The organism is Marinobacterium jannaschii DSM 6295, from assembly GCF_000620085.1.
Lineage (GTDB): Bacteria > Pseudomonadota > Gammaproteobacteria > Pseudomonadales > Balneatricaceae > Pontibacterium > Pontibacterium jannaschii.
The window spans coordinates 139980-164772 of sequence record NZ_JHVJ01000007.1; the positions used below are offsets into that span (position 1 = coordinate 139980).

The 24793-nt window shown below is 55.0% G+C and carries 24 protein-coding genes; 6 read left to right on the forward strand and 18 right to left on the reverse strand.

Features of this window, described 5'->3' with window-relative positions:
* Nucleotides 1–76: 76 nt before the first annotated feature.
* Nucleotides 77–940, reverse strand: a complete 864-nt coding sequence (locus Q354_RS0106990; protein WP_027856978.1) for an alpha/beta fold hydrolase — start codon at nt 938–940, stop codon at nt 77–79.
* A gap of 137 nt (nt 941–1077) precedes the next feature.
* Between Q354_RS0106990 and pabB the strand changes: the two genes are divergently transcribed.
* Nucleotides 1078–2448, forward strand: coding sequence for an aminodeoxychorismate synthase component I (pabB, locus tag Q354_RS0106995; RefSeq protein WP_027856979.1), 1371 nt, complete (start codon nt 1078–1080; stop codon nt 2446–2448).
* A 51-nt stretch (nt 2449–2499) separates the two neighbouring features.
* Here the strand turns inward: pabB and thrH are convergent, their stop codons facing one another.
* The 4 genes from thrH to rluC form a co-directional block, all read right to left on the reverse strand.
* Nucleotides 2500–3117: a bifunctional phosphoserine phosphatase/homoserine phosphotransferase ThrH gene (gene thrH / locus Q354_RS0107000; RefSeq protein ID WP_027856980.1), complete on the reverse strand. Its 618-nt coding sequence runs from the start codon at nt 3115–3117 to the stop codon at nt 2500–2502.
* Between the two features lie 233 nt (nt 3118–3350).
* A complete protein-coding gene (gene cysB / locus Q354_RS0107005; protein WP_027856981.1) occupies nt 3351–4325 on the reverse strand; it encodes an HTH-type transcriptional regulator CysB in 975 nt (324 codons plus the stop codon).
* A 178-nt stretch (nt 4326–4503) separates the two neighbouring features.
* Entirely contained in the window at nt 4504–5613 is a 1110-nt protein-coding gene (locus Q354_RS0107010; protein WP_027856982.1) for a DNA-binding protein, read from the reverse strand.
* Between the two features lie 12 nt (nt 5614–5625).
* Nucleotides 5626–6594 (reverse strand): 23S rRNA pseudouridine(955/2504/2580) synthase RluC, encoded by a 969-nt coding sequence (gene rluC, locus Q354_RS24920; protein WP_036228865.1) that lies wholly within the window; start codon nt 6592–6594, stop codon nt 5626–5628.
* Between the two features lie 543 nt (nt 6595–7137).
* On the opposite strand from rluC, the gene rne reads away from it, so the two are divergent.
* Nucleotides 7138–10368: a ribonuclease E gene (gene rne, locus Q354_RS0107020; protein WP_027856983.1), complete on the forward strand. Its 3231-nt coding sequence runs from the start codon at nt 7138–7140 to the stop codon at nt 10366–10368.
* 137 nt (nt 10369–10505) lie between these two features.
* On the opposite strand, the gene murB is transcribed toward rne, so the two are convergent.
* From murB to Q354_RS0107060, 8 genes are all read right to left on the reverse strand, one after another.
* On the reverse strand, nt 10506–11567 hold the full coding sequence (gene murB, locus Q354_RS0107025) for a UDP-N-acetylmuramate dehydrogenase (protein ID WP_027856984.1): 1062 nt from the start codon (nt 11565–11567) through the stop codon (nt 10506–10508).
* Entirely contained in the window at nt 11567–12037 is a 471-nt protein-coding gene (locus Q354_RS0107030; protein WP_027856985.1) for a low molecular weight protein-tyrosine-phosphatase, read from the reverse strand. The genes murB and Q354_RS0107030 overlap by 1 nt, the downstream gene beginning before the upstream one ends.
* A complete protein-coding gene (kdsB, locus tag Q354_RS0107035; protein ID WP_027856986.1) occupies nt 12034–12804 on the reverse strand; it encodes a 3-deoxy-manno-octulosonate cytidylyltransferase in 771 nt (256 codons plus the stop codon). The genes Q354_RS0107030 and kdsB overlap by 4 nt, the downstream gene beginning before the upstream one ends.
* 13 nt (nt 12805–12817) lie before the next feature.
* A complete protein-coding gene (locus Q354_RS0107040; protein ID WP_027856987.1) occupies nt 12818–13003 on the reverse strand; it encodes a Trm112 family protein in 186 nt (61 codons plus the stop codon).
* A 17-nt stretch (nt 13004–13020) separates the two neighbouring features.
* Nucleotides 13021–14004, reverse strand: coding sequence for a tetraacyldisaccharide 4'-kinase (gene lpxK / locus Q354_RS0107045; RefSeq protein WP_027856988.1), 984 nt, complete (start codon nt 14002–14004; stop codon nt 13021–13023).
* Complete coding sequence (locus Q354_RS0107050; RefSeq protein ID WP_027856989.1) at nt 14005–14424, reverse strand: ExbD/TolR family protein; 420 nt, start codon at nt 14422–14424, stop codon at nt 14005–14007.
* Nucleotides 14425–14436: 12 nt separating this feature from the next.
* Complete coding sequence (locus Q354_RS0107055) at nt 14437–15054, reverse strand: MotA/TolQ/ExbB proton channel family protein (protein ID WP_027856990.1); 618 nt, start codon at nt 15052–15054, stop codon at nt 14437–14439.
* 122 nt (nt 15055–15176) lie between these two features.
* Nucleotides 15177–17408: a DNA internalization-related competence protein ComEC/Rec2 gene (locus Q354_RS0107060; RefSeq protein ID WP_027856991.1), complete on the reverse strand. Its 2232-nt coding sequence runs from the start codon at nt 17406–17408 to the stop codon at nt 15177–15179.
* A gap of 79 nt (nt 17409–17487) precedes the next feature.
* Here Q354_RS0107060 and Q354_RS0107065 point away from each other — a divergent pair, with 79 nt between their 5' ends.
* Nucleotides 17488–18018, forward strand: a complete 531-nt coding sequence (locus tag Q354_RS0107065; RefSeq protein WP_027856992.1) for a DUF2062 domain-containing protein — start codon at nt 17488–17490, stop codon at nt 18016–18018.
* 80 nt (nt 18019–18098) lie between these two features.
* Here Q354_RS0107065 and Q354_RS0107070 read toward each other — a convergent pair whose 3' ends face one another.
* Together Q354_RS0107070 and Q354_RS0107075 are read right to left on the reverse strand one after the other, a co-directional pair.
* The gene (locus Q354_RS0107070) at nt 18099–18779 is read right to left on the reverse strand and encodes an ABC transporter ATP-binding protein (protein ID WP_027856993.1); all 681 of its coding nucleotides are present in this window, start codon (nt 18777–18779) and stop codon (nt 18099–18101) included.
* Complete coding sequence (locus Q354_RS0107075; protein ID WP_027856994.1) at nt 18772–20016, reverse strand: lipoprotein-releasing ABC transporter permease subunit; 1245 nt, start codon at nt 20014–20016, stop codon at nt 18772–18774. Before Q354_RS0107075 ends, Q354_RS0107070 begins: the two co-directional genes overlap by 8 nt.
* A gap of 105 nt (nt 20017–20121) precedes the next feature.
* On the opposite strand from Q354_RS0107075, the gene Q354_RS0107080 reads away from it, so the two are divergent.
* From Q354_RS0107080 to Q354_RS24925, 3 genes are read left to right on the forward strand one after another with little or no spacing between them, the layout of a single operon-like run.
* Complete coding sequence (locus Q354_RS0107080; RefSeq protein ID WP_027856995.1) at nt 20122–20703, forward strand: PilZ domain-containing protein; 582 nt, start codon at nt 20122–20124, stop codon at nt 20701–20703.
* Nucleotides 20696–21544, forward strand: a complete 849-nt coding sequence (locus tag Q354_RS0107085; protein WP_027856996.1) for a hypothetical protein — start codon at nt 20696–20698, stop codon at nt 21542–21544. Before Q354_RS0107080 ends, Q354_RS0107085 begins: the two co-directional genes overlap by 8 nt.
* 7 nt (nt 21545–21551) lie before the next feature.
* Nucleotides 21552–21869, forward strand: coding sequence for a hypothetical protein (locus Q354_RS24925; RefSeq protein WP_036228870.1), 318 nt, complete (start codon nt 21552–21554; stop codon nt 21867–21869).
* A 71-nt stretch (nt 21870–21940) separates the two neighbouring features.
* Here Q354_RS24925 and sthA read toward each other — a convergent pair whose 3' ends face one another.
* The 3 genes from sthA to Q354_RS0107105 all read right to left on the reverse strand — a co-directional run bounded on the left by sthA (nt 21941) and on the right by Q354_RS0107105 (nt 24791).
* A complete protein-coding gene (sthA, locus tag Q354_RS0107095) occupies nt 21941–23341 on the reverse strand; it encodes a Si-specific NAD(P)(+) transhydrogenase (protein ID WP_027856997.1) in 1401 nt (466 codons plus the stop codon).
* Between the two features lie 159 nt (nt 23342–23500).
* Nucleotides 23501–23743, reverse strand: coding sequence for a (Na+)-NQR maturation NqrM (nqrM, locus tag Q354_RS0107100; protein WP_027856998.1), 243 nt, complete (start codon nt 23741–23743; stop codon nt 23501–23503).
* A gap of 10 nt (nt 23744–23753) precedes the next feature.
* On the reverse strand, nt 23754–24791 hold the full coding sequence (locus Q354_RS0107105) for an FAD:protein FMN transferase (RefSeq protein ID WP_027856999.1): 1038 nt from the start codon (nt 24789–24791) through the stop codon (nt 23754–23756).
* Nucleotides 24792–24793: the final 2 nt, after the last annotated feature.

The window sequence follows — 24793 nt, forward strand, 5'->3', positions numbered from 1 at the left end:
ATAAGGTGCCGTCAACTCAAAAACGACCAAACATTGTCAACATTAAACAAAAGTAGGAGGCCAAGAGCCCCGTAAGTCAGCTTTGCAGAAAGCGCTCCATTTCTGCATTCATCGTCCGCGCTATCTGCCGTGGCTTCTGGAACGGCAGCGAATGGTCTGTACCGGCAACCAGAAAGTAGTGCCAGTTAGGTAATCGCTCAGCCAGTGCGCGGTGGTAATCGTGCATCAGATCGACGCTCAAACCGCCGATAAAGCTGGATACATCACCCTGGGCAGCCACCAGCTGTTCGCGATCGATCGTCTGGATTGCCTCAGTGACACAATCCAGTGCATTGGCAAACCCCAGGGGCCGCATCGCCAGGCGGCTGACAGTAAGGCTTTCACTCTGGGGATGCACCTTGCGGTTGGGCGAAATCGTATCGAGAAAGTTACGTATACCGGTAACCGCCTCGTCGCCACGCAGATGCAGCGCAGCTTCAGAGAAGCGCTGGCGGAGTAATACCGTCGTCTCCCAGCAGGGGCGATCCAGCACTGCCGATTCCAGCAAGAACTGCTTCCCGACCCGGTCATGATGGGCCTGCTTATATAGCAGACTCACTAATCCGCCCATCGAATAGCCCGCAAGGTCAAAGTGCCACCATCCAAGATAGTCGACAATTGCACTTAGGTCGCTGACCAGTGTTTGTGGTGTGAAGGGGTGCTCCTGACCATCAGCTGAGCGGGTATCACCGCTGCCACGCTGATCCGGCACCAGAATTTCGCTCCAGTGACTCAGAAAGCCCAGCAGCATCTCCCAAGTGTCACGCCCGGCGACTCCCGCGCCATGCAACAACACCAGGCGGCGTTTTGAGGTGATATTTGGGTTGCGGTAGATACGATAACTGATCTGCTGATCCGGCACCTGCAGGCTGTGTCCGGTCATGGTAAATGGATGCTTCATTAAACTACTTTTAAGCCCGGCTAAAATTGTCGACAGTTGAATCCTGTCATTATAGCGACAATGTCACGACTGCACTCTCGATTTAGCCGACTCGCAGGAGTAAAATGCGCCGATTTGTACGGTTCAGGAAAGCGGCATTGATCAGAAGACACTCCCTTCCCTACGAGGAAGACAGCAGCACCTATTTCGAGCGGGTAAGGTCGCTGGGTAATCCGGTCTATCTGGACAGCTGTCAGCCAGCTGCACTTTTTGGCCGTTTCGATATCATCAGTGCCGCACCCGAAGCCCTGATACGCTACCACCGTGGCGAGTTGACGCTACAGCGGGCAACCTCCGGCGAGACGCTGACAGACAACCCGTTTGATGCCTTGCGTAACCTGCTGGATCAGTACCCTCAGGTTGCCCGGGAAAAAGAGTTCCCCTTCTGTGGTGGCCTGCTCGGTCATTTCGCTTACGACCTGGGACGTTCGCTGGAAGCGATCCCCGAACAGGCCGCAGATGATATAGCGTTTCCGGAGATGCGCGCCGGCCTCTATCTCTGGGCCGTCATTGTCGACCACCGCCTGAAACAGGCTACGCTGGTGGCACATCCCGCGATTTCTGACAGCCAGTGGCAACTGGCCCTCAATCAGCTGACTGCTGCCAGCACAACGGCTGAAGATCAGTTCCGCCTGAAGAAAGCCTTTGCCAGTAATGTCGACGAAGCGGGCTATCGCCATGCCCTCAATCGCATCGACGACTATATCCACGCCGGTGATTGCTATCAGGTAAACTTCGCACAGCGCTTTTCCGCCCCTTACAGCGGCGATCCGTGGCAGGCTTACAAACAATTGCGCCAGCATGCCCCCACGCCATTCGCAGCCTACATGGAAAGCGATGATGGCGAGATACTGTCGCTGTCGCCGGAGCGTTTTCTGTTCACGCTGGAAAACCGGGTTGAAACCAAGCCGATTAAAGGTACCCGTCCGCGCGGCAAAACGCCGGAGGAAGATCAGCAACAGCGGGACGACCTTAGCAAAGCGATCAAGGACCGGGCAGAAAACCTGATGATCGTTGATCTTTTGCGCAACGACCTAAGCAAGGTATGCGCTTTTGGCAGTGTCAGGGTGCCAAAGTTGTTCGATATCGAAAGCTACGCCAATGTACATCATCTGGTCACCACTGTTACCGGTAAACTCGATCAGGGACAGCACCCGGTCGATCTGCTGAAGCACTGTTTTCCGGGCGGCTCGATCACCGGTGCCCCGAAAATCCGCGCCATGGAGATTATCGACGAACTGGAACCTCACCGGCGCTCGATCTATTGCGGTTCAATTGGTTATATCAGCCTGTGCGGCAGAATGGATACCAGCATTACCATCCGCACACTGCTGTGCCACGATAATAAAATTCATTGCTGGGCCGGAGGCGGTATTGTTGCCGATTCAGATATAGCATCAGAGTATGCCGAGACATTCAGCAAAGTGAATAACCTGCTGGGGACGCTGGAAACGACAATCCAGAAATAGACCACGGCCTGAAGCCTGAACTGCGCGCGGGGTGCCGCGCGCAGTTGGTTGCTACAACGTCAGCTGGCGCTCGCTGGCCTTAAGAAACGCTTTTTTCAGATCAGCATATTCATGTACTGCAGGAAACTGCGGAAACTCGTCAATCACGTTTTGCGGTGACTTAAACAGGATACCGGCCTCGGCCTGCGTCAGCATCGTAGTGTCATTGTAGGAATCCCCGGCGGCAATGACCCGGTAGTTAAGCAATTGAAAAGCCCGCACCGACTGGCGTTTGGGGTCTCTCTGGCGTAGGGTGTAATCAACAATCCGCCCCGCCCCATCCACTTCCAATTTATGACATAGCAGCGTCGGGTGGCCCAGCTGCTTCATCAGCGGCGCCGCAAATTCATAGAAAGTATCCGACAGGATCACAACCTGAAACCGCTCCCGCAACCAGTCCAAAAACTCAGCAGCCCCCGCCAGCGGCGTCAGACGACTGATAGTATCCTGAATTTGCGGCAACGTCAGACCGTGCTGATCAAGAATGCGCAGGCGCTGCTTCATTAACACGTCATAGTCAGGTATATCCCGCGTTGTTGCTTTCAGCTCTTCGATTCCGGTTTCTTCCGCAAACGCGATCCAGATCTCCGGGATCAACACTCCTTCCAGGTCAAGACATGCGAGTTCCAAGGCTCACTCCTTACATTAGCAATAGGGCATTGTTTTTTTAGTTATCAGCCGTAAACCGAACAATATCCGGCCACGGTCAGACGCCCACGATAACGCTCCCTCCCGCTGAGTGTAAACATCGGCATTCACGCAACCATCAAAGCTGTGACCTGCCTCACCAACGCTGTCAGGCAGGCACAAAAAAGGAGGCTCGCGCCTCCTTCAGGGGTAGTCTGCAAAACTGTTCGGGACAATCAAAGTACCGGCAGCTGCTGGTTTGCAAAGATCTCATCGATCTCGGCCCGACTGGTGCAGGCCTGTACCTGACGAACGATGTCCGGCGTCAGATGAGGCGCAAAGCGTTCAATAAAGTCGTACATATAGCCCCGCAGGAAGGTACCTTTACGGAAACCTATCTTTGTAGAACTGGACTCAAACAGATGACTGGCATCGAGGCAAACCAGATCGCTGTCGAATTCCGGTTCATAAGCCATCGTAGCAACGATCCCCACCCCCAACCCCAGACGGACATAGGTTTTGATAACATCTGAATCGACGGCGGTGAAAACCACCTTCGGCTCCAGACCTTCGCGGTTAAAGGCGTCATCCAGCTTGGAACGGCCGGTAAAACCGAACACGTAGGTCACAATCGGGTGATCAGCCAGATCTTTCAGGGTCAGCCTGGAAAGCTGCGCCAATGGATGATCTTTCGGCACTACCACCGAACGATTCCAGTTGTAGCACGGCATCATAATCAGATCATTGAAGTGCTGCAGAGCTTCGGTCGCAATCGCAAAATCCACGGTGCCATCAGCGGCCATCTCAGAGATCTGCATCGGTGTGCCCTGCTGCATGTGCAACGACACATCCGGATACTCTTTCATAAAGTTGGTAATCGTCTGAGGCAGGGCATAGCGTGCCTGGGTATGCGTCGTTGCCACAGAGAGACTGCCCTTACGTTCATCACTGAATTCTTGGGCAACCTGTTTAATACTTTCTACTTTTTGCAGTATATCGCCTGCCACACTGAGAATGGCCTGCCCCGCCGGTGTCACCCGGGTCAGGTGTTTACCGCTCCTGGCGAAAACTTCTACACCCAGCTCATCTTCCAACAGACGAATCTGCTTGCTGATACCGGGCTGTGAGGTATAAAGGCTTTGTGCTGTGGCCGAAACATTCAGGTCATGCCTGGCCACTTCCCAGATATAGCGGAGCTGTTGCAGTTTCATCGCGAACTCCCAGAACTCAAAAAGCGTCTGAACTCAGGCCGGGTATACTATCCGGAAGCAAACCCCCGCCTGAATTTCCAGTAATTAATAATCACTTTATTATAACACATAAGAATAATAGCAACAGTTGACCGGGGTACCAGTTTGGGAGAAGCATCCCCGCTGCCCAGCTGACTCCCTACAGCCTAGCATTCAACCGTCGAATCTCCTCATCCTGTCCGATTATTCGCTTTTCGAGGCTGACGATTTTCGCCTGAGTCCGCATCAGCTCTTCATTGCGCTCCTTCAGCTGAATCCTCAGGCTGTTCTCACGACGAGCCACTTCGCTGTTGCCCTGCAACTCTTTCTGGCGCTGCAGACGGATCTGCTCTTCGAGTTCGGTCACTTTATCAGCGATACGTTTGTTCTTGTTGGTCTCAGACAGCAACTGGCTGTTCAGAGCAGAGATATCCCGGCTGCGACCGGTGGTATCCTTCTTCAGTTCTACCAGTTCGGCTTCGATACTCTTGATCTGGGTTCGCAGGGTTTCGACCTTGACGTCCTTCTTGGCAATCTCCCCCTGAAGGTCATGGATATTCTTCGTCAATGCCGACTCTTTCTTACCTGCTTCATCGCGCACCTTTTCCAGCGCATTGCGGTAATAACGTACATCGGCATCCGCTTTACTAACGGCTTCCAGGGTATGACGCTGCTCATCCTTAATCCGCTGATCAAAAGTACGACGGGCATCATCATAACTCTTGCGCAGGTGAGCCAGCTCCTGATCAACATTTGAACGCTTCTGCTCTTCCTGCTTGCGGCTGGTGGTTTCAGAAGCCAGGTTGGTCTTCAGCACATGCACTTCCGCTTCCAGCGCTTTTATCTGCGACTGGGCTTCATCATAGCGCCCGTGCTGCTCGCGGAAACGGCTTTCAAGCTCAAGCACCTTATCCTGCTGCTTTTTAAGCTCATCATCATTGGCTCGCTTAGCCTCATCATGGCTGTATTCGATGATGTGCTTTTTCTCAAAGCTCTGCATAGCGCGGGCTTCTTCAACGGCCCGATCCCAGATACGTGCAAACGACTGGTTCAGCGAATCAGGCACACCGGGCACAATTGGCGTGCTTTCCTGCTTCATCAGACCGAGGCGGCGAGGCACCTGCGCCCACCAGCCTGCCAGCGCATCTGCGACCAGTGAACTGTCACAGTCAAGCCGTGCGGCTATCACTTCAGCGGAGGGCTGCTGCCCCTGTTTGAGCAGTTTATCGGCCAGTTCAAATATCTTTTCGTTAGCACTTGCGTCAGTCATTCGTGTCGCCCGTTACTTAGCCAGTTCCAGTTGTAAATCATCCATCGCACTTTTCAGAACACCATCCAATGGCGCCTGAATAACTTCGCGCCCGCCACCCGGCAGGGGAAAGCGAAGCTCGGCCGCATGCAAGAATAGCCGCTTGAATCCCAGATCCCGCATTTCACGGTTAATTGCATCCACACCATACTTATCGTCGCCAATAATCGGATGGCCCAGGAACTGAGTATGGACACGTATCTGATGGGTTCTGCCGGTAATAGGTCGCGCCTCAATCAGCGTTGCACGACGGCCAAAACGACGTAATACCTTAAACTCGGTTAACGAAGGCTTACCGTCAGGTTGTACACGTACAACCCGCTCACCGGATTTAAGTTCATTTTTACGCAGTGGTGCATCAACCCGCTGCGCCCTTGCCGCCCAGCTACCGACCACCAGCGCGTTGTAGATTTTGGTAATCCGGCTGCCCTGCAATGCCTCATGCATAAATTTCAATGCGCTGCGTTTCTTCGCAATCATGATGCAGCCGGAGGTATCCCGGTCCAGCCGGTGTACCAACTCCAGAAACTTCGCCTGAGGGCGCATCTGACGAAACGCCTCGATCAGGCCAAGGCTGATTCCACTCCCACCATGCACAGCCAGTCCGGAAGGTTTGTTGACGATAATAAGATCGTTATTTTCAAACAAAATCGCCTTTTCCAGACTTTCTGTGAGGCCCTGACTCACCGGTGGTGGAGCATCACGTTCGGCAACCCGAACCGGAGGTATACGCACCAGATCACCACCCTGCAGACGGTATTCCGGCTTCACCCGCTTTTTGTTTACACGAATTTCGCCCTTGCGCAAAATGCGGTAGATAAGACTTTTAGGAACGCCTTTAAGTTCGTTGCGAAGGAAGTTATCGATCCGCTGTCCTTCCAGATCGTGACTGATTTCTACAAACCTTACAGAGGTGGCTGCGCCGCCATTTTTTACTGACATATGAATAAGATAACGTGGGCTCAATTGATGCTCATAGGGATAGCTGCTATATTCTACCGCTGCTGTTGGCGGTTGGCTTTATCTTTTTCAAATTAGCTCCAGGGCGGTTGGTAAGACCCTGTTGCAGCGAAAAATCGATCCCGCCTGAGGCAGCAAAGACAGATTTCAATGAATTAGAGAACGCTTTGCATCCTGCTGACCACGAAGGTTCAGTCGGAGGTGGAGACGCACGCTAGCCCGGAACCTGCCATCAGGCAGTAACAGCAATCAAAAAGAAGAACATAGGCCAGCGTTTCCTCCACCGTGGATTCAACAAATACCTGCAGCCAGTCAATCGCACACCGACCTGGCCAGCCCAATGGCGAAAAAACGCACGTTGAGGCTTATTCAGAACAGTCAGGCCAGCTTACTGGTGACTACGCTGTCGATACATACGACGCTAGTCTTCGAAGCCTTTGAAGAATCCGAAAGACAGAATAGGCGCATACCGCCAACGTGAATCGAAGTTTACAGAGCGTTCCCATATGAGAACGTTCACCCAAAATGAAAAGAATGCTAATAAATGCGACTCAACCGGAAGAGTTGCGTGTCGCCCTGGTCGATGGCCAGCGACTCTACGATCTGGATATTGAGTCCGGTTCCCGCGAGCAGAAGAAGGCCAATATCTATAAAGGCCGTATCACCCGCATCGAACCCAGCCTTGAGGCTGCTTTTGTCGACTATGGCGCAGAACGCCACGGTTTCCTGCCGCTGAAAGAGATCTCCCGTGATTACTTCTCGCGCCAGCCTGAGCGTGGCGCCCGCCCGAACATCAAGCAGGTGCTGGATGAAGGCACTGAAGTGATTGTTCAGGTGGATAAAGAGGAGCGCGGCAACAAAGGCGCTGCGCTGACTACATTCATCAGCCTGGCCGGACGCTACCTTGTCCTGATGCCCAACAACCCTCGCGCCGGCGGCATCTCCCGCCGTATCGAAGGCGATGATCGCAGCCAGCTGAAAGAAGCGCTGTCCGGTGTAACCATTCCAAACAAGATGGGTATTATCGTACGTACCGCCGGCATCGGTCGCAGCAGCGAAGAGCTGCAATGGGACCTGGATTACCTGGCCACGCTGTGGGATTCCATCAAGGACGCCTCAAACCGCAAAGCCCCTTTCCTGATCTATCAGGAAAGCAATGTGGTTATCCGCGCCATCCGTGACTACCTGCGTTCAGATATCGGTGAAGTACTGATTGATAAAGAGAGCACTTTCCAGGAAGCGCGCGACTTTGTTACTCAGGTGATGCCGAACTACGAAAGCAAGATCAAGCTCTACGCCGAGCAGACGCCGCTGTTTAACCGCTTCCAGATTGAAACCCAGATCGAAACAGCCTTCGAACGCGAAGTAAAACTGCCTTCAGGCGGCTCTATCGTGATAGACCCGACCGAAGCCCTGGTATCGATCGATATCAACTCCGCCCGTGCGACTCGCGGCGGCGATATCGAAGAAACCGCCCTGAATACCAACCTGGAAGCCGCTGACGAGATCGCTCGCCAGCTGCGTTTGCGCGATATCGGCGGCCTGATCGTGATCGATTTCATCGACATGACACCGATTAAAAACCAGCGCGAAGTTGAAAACCGCCTGCGCGATGCCCTGAAACTGGATCGCGCCCGCGTTCAGATGGGCCGCATCTCCCGCTTCGGCTTGCTGGAAATGTCCCGTCAGCGCCTGCGTCCGTCTCTGGCTGAAACCCGCGGTGTTGTCTGCCCACGCTGCAGCGGCCAGGGCATCATCCGCGATACGGAGTCACTGGCACTTTCCATCCTTCGCCTGATCGAAGAGGAATCCGCCAAGGACCGCACAGCACAGATCCGGGCCATACTGCCGGTTACCGTTGCCACTTACCTGCTGAACGAGAAGCGCCAGCCGGTGCATGATATCGAACAGCGCAATGACGTGCGCGTGGTCATTGTTCCTAACCCGAACATGGAAACCCCGCACTACGAGGTTGTCCGCCTGCGTGATGACCACACTGTTGCGACCACCAACGATGCCAGCTACACGCTGCAGCCTGAACCGGAAGAGCCGGAAATGGCCGACAGTGTCTCTGCTGCAGCTCCGGTTGTGCGTCAGCAGGCCGCGGTCAGAAGCGTTGCCCCTGCAACACCGGCCCCGGAAAGCTCCGAGCCAGCCGAGCAACCAGCACGCCAGGAAATTCCCCAGGCAGCACCCGCAGCTGCCGCTCAGGCACCTTCCCTCGGCCAGCGCATCAGCGGCCTGTTCCGCAACCTGTTCGGCAGCCCCGAAGAGAGCACACCGGAACCGGAAGCCAAGCCGGAAGAAACCACCAAGAAAGAGCGCACACCAACAAGAAGCCGTGGCACCCAGCGTAAGCCTAAGTCACGACGTCGCGACAGTGACCGCGGCAAGCGCGTTGAAAAAGACAATGATGAAATCATCACGATTAAACCGGATGAACTTGCGCCGCCGACCTCCGAGCCGGAACTGAAAGAGAAGCCGGAAAAGGAACGCGCAGAACGGGGCGAAAAATCTGAAAAAGAGAAAAGCAAGTCTCGCCGCCGTCGCAAGCCTCGTAAAGCGGAGGATAGCGAAGCTCCTGCACAGGCACCTGCACCTGCACCGACACCTGCACGTGAAGAAAGCAGCCCGAGCGAAGACCCTGCTGAAGCCGCTGAAAAGCGTCGCCAGAAGCGCGAAGAGGATGAATCCGCTCCGCGTGGCCGCCGTCGCGGTCGCCGCCGCCGCGGATCTGAGCGCGTCGCCAAGCGCACTCCAGTAGAAGCTATTGCAAGCGAGGCTACGCCTGAAGCAGCCGCTGAAGCGGGCACAGCTGAAGTGACCGCAGTCGACCAGCCTGCTGCCGAGACAACCAGCGAAGCGACTACTACCAAGATCGACACAGCTGAAAGCACTGCAGATACCACTCAGCAAGCCAGCAAGACTGCTGAAACTGCTGAAACTGCTGAAACTGCTGAAACCAGTATGGATTCAGAAACACAGCCTGCAGACAACGATTCAGTCACTGCTGCCGAAGCAAATGTCAGCGACACACCTGCAGCACAGACTGCAGAGGAGAGCCAGGAGGCAGCCGAAGCCAGCACCAGCAATGCAGCTGAAGCTTCCGCCGCCAAAGAGACCGCTCCAGAAGCCGCTGTCGACACTGCACCTGAAGAAAAATCTCAGGAAGCTGCCGAGACAGAGTCAGTCGAGACACTTCAGGCAGAGACAGAGCAGAGCGCAGCAGCAACCCAGGTGAGCGAAGGCCAAGAAACGACACCTGCGACAGAGACTGCCGCAGATGCCGAGACACAAACCGACGAAGCCCCTGCAGAGGCGGCAGTGACCGACATCGCCGCGACTGGCGCTGATACTGCCGAAACAGAAACCGCTGCCAAGACTGCGGAGACTGTGACAGAAGACGCAACTTCTGCCACCGCCCCGGACGCAGAAAGCGAACCGGAATCAGCTACAGAGACCGAAGCAAGCACTTCATCAACAGAAGTCACTGCTGAAGAGAAGCCGGTAGCTGAAGCGGAAGCAGCGGAAGCAGCGGAAGCAGCGGAAGCAGCGGAAGCAGCGGAAGCAGCGGAAGCAGCGGAAGCAGCCGATAAGGCGAAAGAAGCCGCTAGTGAAGAGAAGGCTGAAGAAGCCCCTCAGGAAGCTTCCCGCCCGGCTCAACCTAAGCGTCGCCGCCGCGCAGGCCGCGCGCCAAACGACCCCCGGGAAGTAAAGCGCCGCATGATGGAGCAGAACTCTCAGCAGGAACACTGATTCCAGCCCCACCTGTGACTGCCAGATCAGGCAGTCGCAGGCGGACAAAGAATATACTCCATTAGCAGCCTCTGGCTGACAGATATAAAAAAACCGCCGATGGCGGTTTTTTTATATCTGGTATTTCCATCTGCCCTCTACCCAGGCAAGTCAGCCGGATAGATTCGAGGCTCCTGACGCAGCTCCACACCAAAGCGCTCCCTGACCGAAGCTTTGATCCTATCCGCCAGCTCAGCCAGCTGAACAGCATCCCCACCCCCGCGATTAACCAACACCAGCGCCTGCTTCTCATAGACACCAATACCGGCATGACCGCAGCGATAACCCTTCCAGCCAGCCTGATCGATCAACCAGCCAGCCGCCAGCTTCATATAACCCGGCCTGTCTTCAAAGGCCACCAGGTCTGGAAACCTGCGCTTAAGCTCGGAGAAACTCTGCTGATCGACTACCGGATTTTCAAAGAAACTGCCGGCATTGCCGACTTCGGCAGGATCAGGAAGCTTGGAAGAGCGCACAGACACCACCGCATCAAATACCCGTTCAGCGGTAATCACCTGCTCCGCCGAAACACTGTGATCCGAGTGGCTGATGGCATCAGCCAGAGCCCGATACTGCAGTTGCGGCGTAAAATCCCGGTCCAGCCTGAAGCGCAGACTCCAGATTATGTAACGCCCGGGCACTACCGACTTAAAAATACTGTCCCGATAGCCAAAGCCGCAATCCGCACAGGACAGGCTGATAAAACTGCCGCTCTGCCGGTCAAGCACCCGCAGTTCGACCAGTCGATCTGCCAACTCGACACCGTAAGCCCCGATATTCTGCACCGGTGCGGCTCCGACTGAGCCCGGAATGAGTGCCAGGTTTTCCAACCCGTAATAGCCATTGCGGGCCATTTCAGCCACAAAGCCATGCCAGCTTTCACCGCCAGCCACTTCAATCAAGACATGATCCTGCTCCGTTTCCAGCAGCGACCAGCCGCGATTGCCAAGCTGAATCACCAGCCCGGGCACCTGCGGTTGCAGTATCAGATTACTGCCGCCACCCAATACCAGCAGCGGCCAGTTATTATCCTGCGCCCGTTGGGATAGTTGCTGCAGTTCAGTCTGATCAGACGCGATCGCATAGCGTTCCGCTACGGCACAGAAGCCAAAACTATTACTTTCCCGAAGATTTACTCCAGAACTGATCTTCAGCCCCATCAACGGCCCCCGCGCCGAATCGCATCAAGCAATCCTTCAGAAGCCGACTCGACCAGGTCAAGCACCTGCTCGAATCCCTGCCCCCCACCATAGTAAGGATCTGGCACTTCAGATTCAGAGCAATCAGCAAAATCGAGGAACAATCCCAGATAACCACTATAAGCTTCAGGCTTCATCTGCCGTAGATGAGCAAGGTTGGCCTGATCCATCGCCAGGATATAGTCAAACTGGTCGAAATCGGCAGCAACAACCTGTCGCGCCACCTGCTGGCTGAGATCATACCCACGCCGGGCCGCCGCCTGTGTGGCGCGGCTGTCAGGTGATTCTCCTGCGTGCCAGGCACCAGTGCCGGCGGAATCTACCCGGATCTGATCCCGCAGGCCTTGTCGTTCAACCAAAGCCTGAAAGACACCGTGCGCCGTCGGCGAACGGCAGATATTTCCCAAGCATACAAAAAGCACCGAACTCATCCGGCAGCCTCCAGGTAGGCGCGGATGCGTTCCAGATCCTCCGGCGTATCGACACCTGCCGGCGGCTGCTCATCAGCTTCAGCCACATGAATCCGGGCGCCGTTCCACATAGCCCTGAGCTGCTCGAGACATTCGGTCTGCTCCAGCGGAGCCGGCGGCCACTTTACGAAGTCATTCAGCAGCTTAACCCGATAGGCGTAGATACCGATATGACGCTGCCAGTCAAACCCCTGAGGCATCTGATCACGCCCCTCACCGGTCGCGAACTGGTCACGAGGCCAGGGCATCGGCGCTCGGCTGAAGTACATTGCCATCCCGCGCTGGTCACTCACTACCTTCACGACGTTCGGATTCAGCAGCGCCTCAATCTCTTCGATCGGCTCGCTCAGGGTCGCTATGCTGGCATCAAGCTCTGCCTGCAGATTATGCGCCACCTGATTAATCAGCCGAGGCGGCACAAGAGGCTCATCCCCCTGCACATTGACAACGATATCGTCAGCATAGAAACCCAGGCTTGCAACCACCTCCTGCAACCGGTCGGTGCCGGACGGGTGGTCAGCGGAGGTCATACAAACCTCGGCCCCAAAGCTATTGGCTACATCGGCAATACGCTGATCATCAGTCGCAACGATAACCCGCGCCGCTTCACTCTGGCAGGCTTTTTCATATACATGCTGAACCATCGGCTTGCCGGCCAGGTCAGCCAGCGGCTTGCCCGGAAAGCGGGTCGACGCAAAGCGGGCAGGAATAATGACACTAAAGCTCATATCAGACTCCGCTTTATTTGCGTTCGCGTTCTTCTGCTGTCAGCGTCCTTGCCTCTGATTCCAGCATCACCGGAATATCATCCCGGATAGGATAAGCCAGGCCGCTAGCACGGCAGATCAGCTCATTGGTCTCTTCGTTCAGCTCCAGAGGCGCTTTTGAGACCGGACATACCAGTATTTCCAGGAGTTTCTTATCCATCGTTCGATTTCCGCCTGCTATTTCGCAATACAATTCAACTTAGTCGCCAGCGCATCCGAAAATGCCGGGTCAGGCAGAGCTTCCACCTCAAGAAACCAGACATTATCGTAAGCGCCGGACGAAACTTTAACCGCATCTTTTTCCGTCATCACCACCGGCAGCCGATCACCGAACGCAAGATCCGACATCGTAAACGGGTGATGATCAGGAAAAGCATGCTCAATCACTTCAAGACCTGCCGTGCGCAGGGTATTAAAAAAACGTTGCGGATGCCCGATACCGGCAACCGCATGAATCCGACCTCCCGCCAGATCAGCCAACGGCATGCTTTTACTGCGATCCGGAGCATGCAGGGACTCGGGGACCAGATTAAAACGATAGGGAGCAAAACGCCCCGGGTCGCCGCCATTCTGTATAACCAGGTCAACACTGTGCAATCGCGTTTCAGGTTCTCGCAATGGCCCGGCGGGCATACAGCGGCCGTTCCCAAGCCCGCGTTCGCCATCGATCACCGCAATTTCGATATCCCGCCCCAGGGCATAGTGCTGTAATCCATCATCACTGATGATCAGATCACAGGCATGATGCTGCAGCAGGTAACGCACTGCGGCAGGCCTGTCCGGATCAATGACCAACGGGCAACCGGTGCGCTGCACCATCATCAGCGGCTCATCCCCGGCTTCAGGGGCAGGACTGGCCGCCGTTACCTCATAAGGATAGCCCGGCGGGCTGGCCCCATAGCCGCGGCTGACAATTCCCGGGGAATACCCCTGACCCCGCAGCCACTGAACCAGCCATAAGGTTAACGGAGTCTTGCCGGTACCACCGACGGAAATATTACCCACCACCAGCACCGGAACCGGCGCCTTCCAGCTCTGTTTTTTCCCGCTAAGGTAGGCCTGCTTACGCCGTTCGGCCAGGTAACGGTAGAGCCGCTCCAGCGGCAGCAGCCAACAGGGAGCCGAGCGGTCTGAATACCAGCGCTTTTCTAACCATTGCATCTATTGAGCGCGCTCCTGAGTCGTAATACTCAGCTTACTGAAACCAAGATTACCGGCAACCTCCATCGCAGTTACCACTGACTGATGGGGTGTACTGGCATCTGCGGTAATGGTCAGGGGATTGTCACGCTCCTTACCGGCTACTTTTTTCAGCGCCCGCCCCAGGGTATCGGCCTGACTGTTAACCAGCGCCTCCCCGTTCACACTCATCAGCCCATCAGAGGTGATGACGATCTCAATCACCCGGGGCTTATCGGCACTTTGCTGCGCCGAGTCAGCTTCCGGCAGATCGATCTGCAGCTGTGTTTCCCGGCTGAAGGTAGTGGAAACCATAAAAAATATCAGCAGTAGAAAAACAACATCGATAAGTGGCGTGAGATTAACGGAAACCTCTTCCTGCTTCTGACGACGAAACTTCAAGACCGGTCTCCGTTAATAGTCCACTTCCCGCTCACCATGCATCACCTCAACCAGCTTCACCGCATCCTGCTCCATGGCAACGATCAGCGATTCGATACGACGCTGAAAGAAGCGATGGAAGATCAGCGCCGGAATGGCAATAGATAAGCCAGATGCTGTCGTAATCAATGCCTGAGAGATACCGCCGGCCAACACACCGGCATTACCCGTGCCCTGGATCATGATCTCAGAGAAAACCTCGATCATCCCGATTACCGTACCCAGCAAGCCCAGCAAAGGGGTAACCGCCGCGATCGTACCCAGAGGATTGAGGAAGCGCTCCAGATCATGAACTACCTGACCGGCCGCTTCCTGAATACTCTCTTTCATGATCTCCCGGCCGTGAGAGGCGTTATCCAGCCCGGCGACGATAATTTTCCCCAAAGGACTGCTTTCTCGCACCTGCGCCAGATAATTCTGATCAACTTTCTCACCGCAGATCTTGCCCCAGACCTCGGCCAGCAGCCCACGGGGAGCCACCCGAGATGCCCTCAGCACCCATAAACGCTCCATGCATATGGCCAGAGCAATTACCGAACAGGCGATGATCGGCACCATCAGCCAACCACCCGATTTAATTAGCTCAAACACCGTATTACTGCCTCCCTTAAGTTGCTGGCTACTCTATCACAGCACCGCCAGTGCGAGTAGCCACCGATAATCACCGGCCTCTGCGCTATATCAACCACAGCTGACGGCGGACAATACTTACATCATCTTGCCTGCCCACGGTCAGACTGTGGTAATGCAGACCAGAAGCGACGCTTTAGATTACGCTGACCATCGGCCAAACACCCCTCTGGCGCCGATACCAACCGCACGGCCCCGGCATCGGCCGTATTGATCTGCCGAGCGCCTGTGTCACTCACCCGCTCGACAACGGCCACAGCGGGATGACCGAAACGACTCGCGTATCCGGCACTGTAAATAACGGTCCCCGGTTGCCACTTATTCAGGAATGTTCTGGAGGTTGAGCTGTCACTGCCATGGTGGGAGGCGATCAGCCAGCTTAACGAAGACGGCGAAAGGGGAAGCGCTGCCTCAGCTTTCCGTCCAATATCTCCCGGCAATAGCAACGAGCAACGACCATCACTCACCAGCAATACGCAGGATCGGTCATTGTCTTTTATCCCACGGCTACCAGCCAGCATCTCAAACTTCACCCCGCCCGCCTGCCACTGCTGTCCTTCAACGCAGGCCCGAGCTCGGGGATCTGTAAGGAAGCGCTCACCTCCGGTGAGGATACGCCGCGGGTTATAGCGATCGATAATTAGCTGCGCACCGCCGACATGATCAATATCGTCATGGCTCAGTATCAGATCATCGAGTCGACCGCTTCCGCGGCTATCCAGATAGGGTAAAACAGCACGCTCAGCCGCATTGCCTCCGGAGCGGTAAGCGGCGCCGGTATCATAGAGCAGGCGGTAGTTACCGGCCTCAACCAGAATCGCACTGCCCTGGCCAACATCGAACACCCAGGCACTGAATCGGGCCTGATCAGAATCCTGGCGCTCCCCCGATAACCAGGGCAACCACAGTAACAACAGCAGATAGCGCATCGGGAATCCACGGGGCTGCAAGGCGATCCAGCTTCCGCCAAGGGCGAGTAACAATGCAGTCAATGACACGGCCGAAACCGGCGTATAGCCGTGAGAAAATCCGGCTATCCACTGCTGTCCCAACCAGAAAAAATCCACCATCACGATGACAGCCTGCTGCAGCAGATCCAGTCCCAGCACCGACAAGAAATGATCGGCTATCGCTATTGCCAGCAACAGCGCAACATAGGGGATCGCAATCAGATTAACCAGCGGAGCCACCCAGGATACAGCCGCAAACAGATAGGCCAGCAAGGGCGCCATGCCGATAAACAGACACCACTGAATTCGCAGCACCCCCTTGAGCCTCAATGCCGAGATCCAGATCAGTATTGCCACGGCACCAAAAGACAGCCAGAAGCCTGGCATATAAGGAGACAACGGCATATAAAGCAACACGACCACAAGAGCCGCCCACCAGCGAGCCCATGCAGACAAACGCCATAGCCGCAGTTCGGCAATCAGGAATACAGCGATCATTATAAAGGCACGGATAACCGGCAGGCCGGCACCTGCCAGCAGTACATAGCCAGCAGCGATAGCGACTGAAAGCCAGACAGGCAGTGCACGCCCCAGGTTAAAGCCGAGCCAGGCAGGAACACGCCTGCAAAGCCAGAACACCGACAAGGCAATAAAACCAATATGCAGCCCGCTAATCACCGCCAGGTGCACAGTGCCGCTGGCACGCAACATCAGCCATTGCTGATCATCAATCGCGTTTCGCAGCCCCAGTGTCAGAGCCTGAACAAGGCCCGAGGCATCAGAGCCATAACGCTCCAGTTGCCAGCGCTCAAGCCGCTCTCTGACGAAAGCCCCCTCGTGCGCTCCCGGGCTATATTGATCAAGCCGGCGTATGTAGCCGGTTGCATCGATCCCCTGCTGCAGTAACCACAATTCATAGTCAAATGCTTCGGGATTACTGAGGCCATGAGGAGGCTTAAGCCTGATCTCTGCCTGGAGAAAGTCGCCTACGCTAAGCGCCTGAGTCGGTGAGTACCAGCTTACCCTGATCTTCCTTAGCTGCGGTGATGCCATCTCAACCGCAGCATCGCTAAGCGCTGCACTTTTCTCTGGCACAAGGTCGAACCTGACCCGCCCATCAGACCTGTCGGCGATCGCCGTTACCACACCGCTGATCACCCAGTCGGAGCGCCCCGGTATTGGAAGCCTGTGGTCGAGCTGCCAATGTGCCCAGACCAGTGCCCAACAGGCACCAAAAACAAAAGCCCCGACGAGCTTTAAGCGATGCAAACAGAAAGGAATGATAATGCCGGCACAAAGCCACTGCAGAGGCGGTAAAACGGGCAGCAGCACCATCGTTGTGATACCGGCCGAACAGGCGATCATCCGTGATCTCATTGGTTGGCTTACCTATAGCATCCGTGCATAATACGCCCATTACTAGCTGCCGATGACTGCGACCGAGATGCCGCGCAAACTGATCAAGAAGTACATGCCAGACGAGGAAAGTCTGAAAGCAAACCGGCACCTCAGCTGGCTGGGGGCGTATCTTCACGACCCGAATCTTTGGCATCTCACCCGGAAATCCGTATCACGGGCATTCTTCGTTGGTTTGTTCTGTGCGTTCCTGCCGATACCGTTGCAGATGCTGGTTGCCGCCGTGCTGGCACTGGCTGTTCGCAGCAACCTGGCCATCTCGATCGGGCTGGTCTGGCTGACCAACCCGGTGACCATGCCCCCGATATTTTACTGCACCTATCTGATAGGCGATGCAATTCTCGGATCTCCGAACGGCCCTGTTGCCTTTGAACTGTCTATGGAGTGGCTGTCATCCAGTATCTCCGTCATCTGGTGGCCACTGCTATTCGGATCTGTACTCTGTGGCCTGATATTCGGCTTTTTGTTCTATCTGGGTATTAACTGGTTCTGGATCTGGCATGTAGGTCGCAGCTGGCGTCAACGCCATGTTCTCCGCAAAGAACGCCGCTACAAGTAGTCCGGGCCAGACGCCATCTTACACAGCCCTCATAACCCGGCTAACGGCCAGTCATGATAGCCGCATAGCCTGTCAGGCCTTCAGCGCTGTAGCAACTCGCCATCAACCAGCTCAAGCACCCTGCCCGTCCGATGCGCCAACTCCATATCATGCGTCACTATGATGAATGCCGTTTGCAGCTCATTATTGAGACGCTCGATCAGGGCCTGAATATCCTCTGCCGTCTTTCTGTCCAGGTTCCCCGTAGGCTCATCCATCAAGACACAGGACGGCTGCCCGACCAGGGCACGCGCAATCGCCACGCGCTGTCTTTCACCACCTGACAGCTGCGCCGGTTTATGACTAGTCCGGTGTTCTAGCCCCACCGCGGCCAATATCTCTAATGCAGCATCGGTAGCAACATTGCGGCGATCACCACGCAGCAGCAACGGCATTGCCACATTTTCCAGTGCGGTAAACTCAGGCAGCAGATGATGAAACTGGTAGACGAAACCCAGCTCGCGGTTACGCAATCGTGATCGCGCCTTTTCAGACTGGGTATGCAGATCCTGATCGGCTACCCGGATAGTACCCGATGAGGGCAGATCCAGCCCCCCCAGCATATTCAGCAGGGTACTCTTACCCGAACCGGATGAACCTACAATGGCGATCCGCTCTCCAACCGCCAGTTCCAGCGAGACATCACGCAGCACCGCAACTTCCTGTCCGGCCTCCCTATAAACCTTCGCTACCGCCTTCGCGGAAAGGATCGATTTACTCATAACGCAGCGCCTCCGCCGGATGAGTTTTCGCCGCACGCCAGGCAGGGTAAATCGTTGCCATAAAGCTCATAACCATTGCTGAACCGCAGATAACGGTTACATCATCCCACTGCAGCTGAGAGGGAAGATAACTGATGAAATAGACATCTGCGCTGAGGAATTTGAAACCAAGTACCCGCTCGACCCAGGCCACCAGATCCGACACTGTAAGCGCCAGGGTGACGCCCAGAGCACCTCCCAGCAGCGTGCCTACAATACCGATAACCGATCCCTGAACCATGAAGATACGCATCACCCGCCCCGGCGTTGCACCCAGCGTACGCAGAATAGCCACATCCGCTTTTTTATCGGTTACCACCATGACCAGGGTAGAGACGATATTAAATGCCGCGACCAGCACGATCAGAAACAACAACAGACCAATCATCCGCTTTTCCAGCTGAATCGCCTGGAACAGGTTGCCATGAGTGCGGGTCCAGTCACTGGCGCGGTAAAAACCGGGCAGTTCACTGGCGATATCACGGGCGTTCTGTGGAGCTTCGAACAGATTATCAAACTGCAGGCGGATCCCATCAACCTTATCACCGAGACGCTTTATCCTGGCTGCGTCATTAAGGCTGATATAAGCCAGGTTGGCATCGAGCTCGGCTCCGACTTCAAAAATACCGGTGACGGTAAATCGCTTCAGGCGCGGAACTACGCCCGCCACACTGATTGACGCCTCCGGCAGCACCATGGTGACCTTATCACCAGGCTGAACTCCCAGATAACGGGCCAGAAGGTCGCCCAAAACAATACCGAAACGCTGATGATCAAGGTCATCCAGCTGGCCTTTCTTCATATGCCTGGCAAGGATAGAGACCCTGGCTTCCTGAGCCGGGTCTACCCCATATATAAGCGCGCCCCGGACAGCGCCATTTGCCGTCAACATGCCCTGCGCCTGAATATAGGGAGCGGTACCAGTGACAGCGGGATGCGCACTCAGTTGCGTCTGAACATCCTGCCAGTTGTCCATTGGACGACCATACTCACTGATGGTGGCGTGGGAAACCATACCCAGAATCCGCTGCTTGAGCTCACGGTCGAAGCCGTTCATCACGGACAACACCACGATCAAAGCCGCAACCCCCAGCATAAGCCCAAGCATCGACGCCAGAGATATAAAGGAGATGAAATGATTACTGCGTTTTGCCGCGGTATAACGCAGCCCGATAAATAGCGATAATGGTCTGAACATGCCGCGCATTAAAGCATACACAGCCTGATTTCTCTAACAAATTCAAAGCAATCTTATGTATACTCAAACGGTTAGCTCCGGCCAATTAATTCCAGGATAAGCCTAATGCAGGAACAGGATCGCCGAAAATATTTTCGTATCGAACAAAAGGTGTCTATCGAACTCAAACCGGTCACTGAGGAGGAGATTGCTGACAATCCCCGACCCGCCCAGTTTGAAGTTTCACCTTACTTCACCCTGCTGAGCCAGCTTCAGGAGCTGGATCAGGAGAGCCATTCGTTGCTGCGTAAGATTGCAGAACGTGATGCGAATGTAGCCGCCTTCCTGCATATATTGCACAGCAAGATCGAGACTATTGCCAAAACGGTCGCCTCAAGCGGTTTTGAGGTAGACCAGGTATCCACTCAGGAGGTCAATCTGTCTGAGGGCGGCTTGATGTTCGAAAATGAAGTGGCGCTGGATATGGATAAGCATGTCGCGGTCAAACTGATTTTCCAGGAATCATGCATCGGTCTGCTGCTGTATGCCAAAGTCTGTCGCATCATTCCGCTGGATAACGGAAAGTTCAATGTCGGCCTGGAGTTTGTCTCCCTGCCGGAGAACTGCCGCCAAATCCTCGCGCGCCAGGTTTTTGCCGCCCAGACACATGCCCGTCAGATAGAGCTTCACGCCCTCGCAGATGAGTGAAACCAAGGCGGGAGCACTGATTCTTGAGCGGTTTGAGGCCCTGGTAGACAGCCTCCGCCAGCTCAGTGCCGGAATTCTCAACGACCCACTTCCTGCCTGGGTCCCCGACGCTGCGGACAATCCACGCAGCATCATTGCCAACATATACAGCGATATATGGTATCAGGAAGAGGGAGACGGACGCGCCACCCGCTCCTTGCACGGCCTTGTTGCGGCCAGCGAACATACTCTTCGCCAGGCCCATAAGGTCAATGCAGCCAAGCATCAGCTGCAGCGCGCAGTACAGGCTTACCGTACCCTGACCAGCCCTTCCGCCTTGCCTGACGAGCTGCACAACCGGGCAGCCCAGCTATCCGAGCATCTGCAGCATCAAGGCCTCGCGCGCATTCACCTGAAACAGTGCTATCGCGATATTCCGGTGCTGCAAAGCTGCCCCGACCATGTTGGCTTTAACTGGTATTGCAGCGGCCGCAGCATCCGGAAGGTGTCCATTGCCGACGCGGAACAAATGCTACTGCAGCTAGACAGCCGCCAGCCTCATATCCAGCGCCAGCTCGCTGCACTGGCTTCCCTGCCCAGCAACGAGCAACTGGCCCAGGTACAACAACTGGCTCCGGTAATGCGGGCCAACATTGTCTGGAAAACTGAGACCGAAACCATCCGCAAAGCCCGCAACTGCTCCCTGCCATTGCTGTTCCCGATAGACAAGGAGCAGAATTTTCCGGATCATAACGATCCGTCACTGACGCCACCGACGGAGAGACAGCGAGTCACCCGCATGGACAGTAAGCTGGACCCGACTCCGTTCCTGACCAGTTTGAGAATTCACCGATACCTTTGAGAGTCCGATGCAGGAAAAAAACAACACACTGCTACACCATATCGCAACAGGGGCTGGCTTTATCGGCCTTGTACTCTGGTTTTATCTTGGCAAGGAGAGCGGCTTCCTGAACTGGGCCGTGGCACTGGCGCCTGAGCAATATACCGGCTCAGCCCTGATGGTGGGGATTATGATAATGATGACCCCGGGCTTCTTTTGCTGGAAGCTCTACGTACGCTGGTTTGAACGCAAGCTGGATATAAAGGGGATCTACTATGAAGATTCCTACTATGGCGAAAACCCCGCTAATTCCGGCAAGAGAGGCAGTCAGGATTCCGCCAAGTAACGCCAGATACGCTCGTCGCAAAAAAACCGGCACAGATCTGATCTGTGCCGGTTTTTTTAATCAGCTAACAATCAGAGGTTAGCGATACGATTCAAGCCTGCAATCGCAGCAACACGATAGGCCTCCGCCATCGTCGGATAGTTGAAGGTCGTGTTAATAAAGTACTTAATCGTATTTGCCTCACCTTCCTGGCGCATAATTGCCTGACCGATGTGGATGATCTCCGAAGCCTGGTCGCCAAAGCAATGAATCCCCAGAATCTCCAGCGTTTCGCGATGAAACAGCACTTTCAGCATACCTACCGGCTCGCCGGAGATCTGCGCACGGGCGGTATCCTTAAAGAACGCCTGACCAACCTCATAAGGCACCCGCTCACGGGTCAGCTCTTCCTCAGTCTTACCGATGGAGCTGATCTCCGGAATGGTATAGATACCTGTCGGCACCTCATTGATAAAGCGGAAATCCTCGGCATCCAGCAGGTCTGCAGCCGCTGCACGCCCCTGATCCAGCGCCGCAGATGCCAGGCTCGGCCAGCCCATCACATCACCGGCAGCATAGATACCTTCGCGTCCGGTGCGGTAATGCTCGTCGACTTCCAGCTGACCACGCCCGTTGGCCTCAAGACCAATCTTCTCAAGGCCGAGGCCATCAGTGTTACCAGTACGCCCGTTACACCAGAGGAACGCATCCGCGCGGATTCTCTTACCGGACTTCAGGGTCAGAATCACGCCAGCACCATCGCCTTCAACGATTTCGTACTCTTCGTTGTGACGGATCTTCACTGAGTTGTTGCGCAGATGATAGCTGAGCGCATCAGAGATCTCACCATCCAGGAAGGAAAGCAGGCGGTCGCGGTTGTCGATCAGATCGACCTTAACGCCCAGGCCACTGAATATCGACGCGTATTCACACCCGATAACACCCGCCCCATAAATAATCAGCGTACGTGGCGTATGACTCAGCTTCAGAATCGTGTCGGAGTTATAGATTCGCGGATGCTTGAAGTCGATATCAGGCGGGCAGTAAGGACGGGAACCCGTTGCAATGATGATATTTCTGGCCCGCAGGGTCTCATCACCCTTTGCGGTACCCCGCACCAGCACGGTGTTATTATCTTCAAACTCGGCACTGCCAAAGAAGACATCAACGCGATTACGGGCGTAGAAATTGGTACGCAGTACAACCTGACTGGAGATAACTTTCTCGGCCCGGGTCAGCACCTTAGGGAAAGAGAACCAGCGCGGCTCGCCGATTTCACGGAACATCGGGTTGGTGTTGAATTCGATGATCTGCTTAACCGAGTGACGCAGAGCCTTCGAGGGAATAGTACCCTTGTGAGTACAGTTACCCCCCACCAGATCCTGCTCCTCGATAACCGCGACACGACGGCCTTTTTTAGCCGCACTCATCGCAGCCCCTTCACCGGCAGGCCCTGATCCAATTACAATGACGTCATAGTCATATACAGCCATCTCATTCCCCTATCAGTTTTTATAAAGAGTGTCGCCCCGGCAACCATCCGGCCAGCCGAAATAACACTCCCGGATATTACTATCCGTTATATTTCCGCTTCAGCAGAAGCTACTCCTGCAAGCAATACCGCTTCAATAAGCCTTTAGCCGCAACCGGCCTCAGGACTTAACTTCGTAGGCGAGATCATCCTTTGCGGAACGGTCGGCCGAGTTAGCCTGCTGCTCCTGATAATCATCACAGACTTCCTTATCGCCCTTACAGATATCACAGGCTGTATCCATACCCAGTGCAGCCATACCGCCACAAGAGCCTGCAATGGGCTTGCGCCCCATTAACACACCGACGGACATACCGACGATAATCAAACCCAGTACGATGAAAGTCAGAACCATCACTTCCATTTCAACCACCTCACTTAAGCAGGTATTTTTCAAACCCCGGAGTCATGGACTCTTTAAAGCCCTGTCCGGATTTGGTAATAAAAAGCGCTTCCACACCATGATCCACGGCATGTTTATATCCCTTTTCAGGACCAAGCACTGAGATAGCCGTCGCCGTCGCATCTGCCTCGGCACAGCTTGGTGCCAACACCGTAACCGACGCCAGCTTATGGGATACCGGCACACCGGTGTGGGGATCTATTGTATGGGAAAAGCGAATCCCATTCTCTTCGAAATAGTTTCGGTAATCGCCAGAGGTAGCTATACCGATATTATCGACCTCGATAACGCGCTGAATTGCACGTTCGCCATCAACCGGACTTTCAATGGCCACCTTCCAGCTGCTCCCGTCCGGTTTGACACCCCTGGCCCGCAGCTCGCCACCTATCTCCACCAGATAAGAAGAAAAGCCATTCTCCTCCAGTAACTCTGCGACCTTATCCACACCATAGCCTTTCGCGATGGCGGACAGATCGATATAGAGCGATGGCGTCAGCTTTCTGATCCGCTGCGATTCAGTATCCAGTTCAAGCTTATCAAATCCGATTCGACGGCGCTGCCGCTCAATCTCTGCAGACTCCGGTGCTTTGATGACACGCCCATCAGGACCGAAGCCCCAGAGGTTCACCAGCGGCCCGACGGTAACATCAAATGCACCGCCTGAACGCTCACTGATTTGCTGTGCCATAGCCAGAACCTCCGCCAGTCCGGCAGACAGATCCTGATAGTCGGTAGAGACCGAAGCGTTCAGCAAAGAGAGTTCAGAGTCGGGAATATAGGTAGACATACTGGCGTTAACCTGAGCCAGTATTTGCGTGATCTTTTGACCTGTTTCAGCTTTGGTTTCCGGCTTCTCAGCCACCCACTTAACACTGAAGGTCGTGCCCATGGTAAAGCCGTTATAGACCTCTACCCGGGCTTTAGGCGCCTGCTGGCAGGCGACAATAAAAAAAGCGGCCAGCAGCAGAGCTGCCGGCCACTTCATATACTGCTTGATTAGGGCAGTCATCA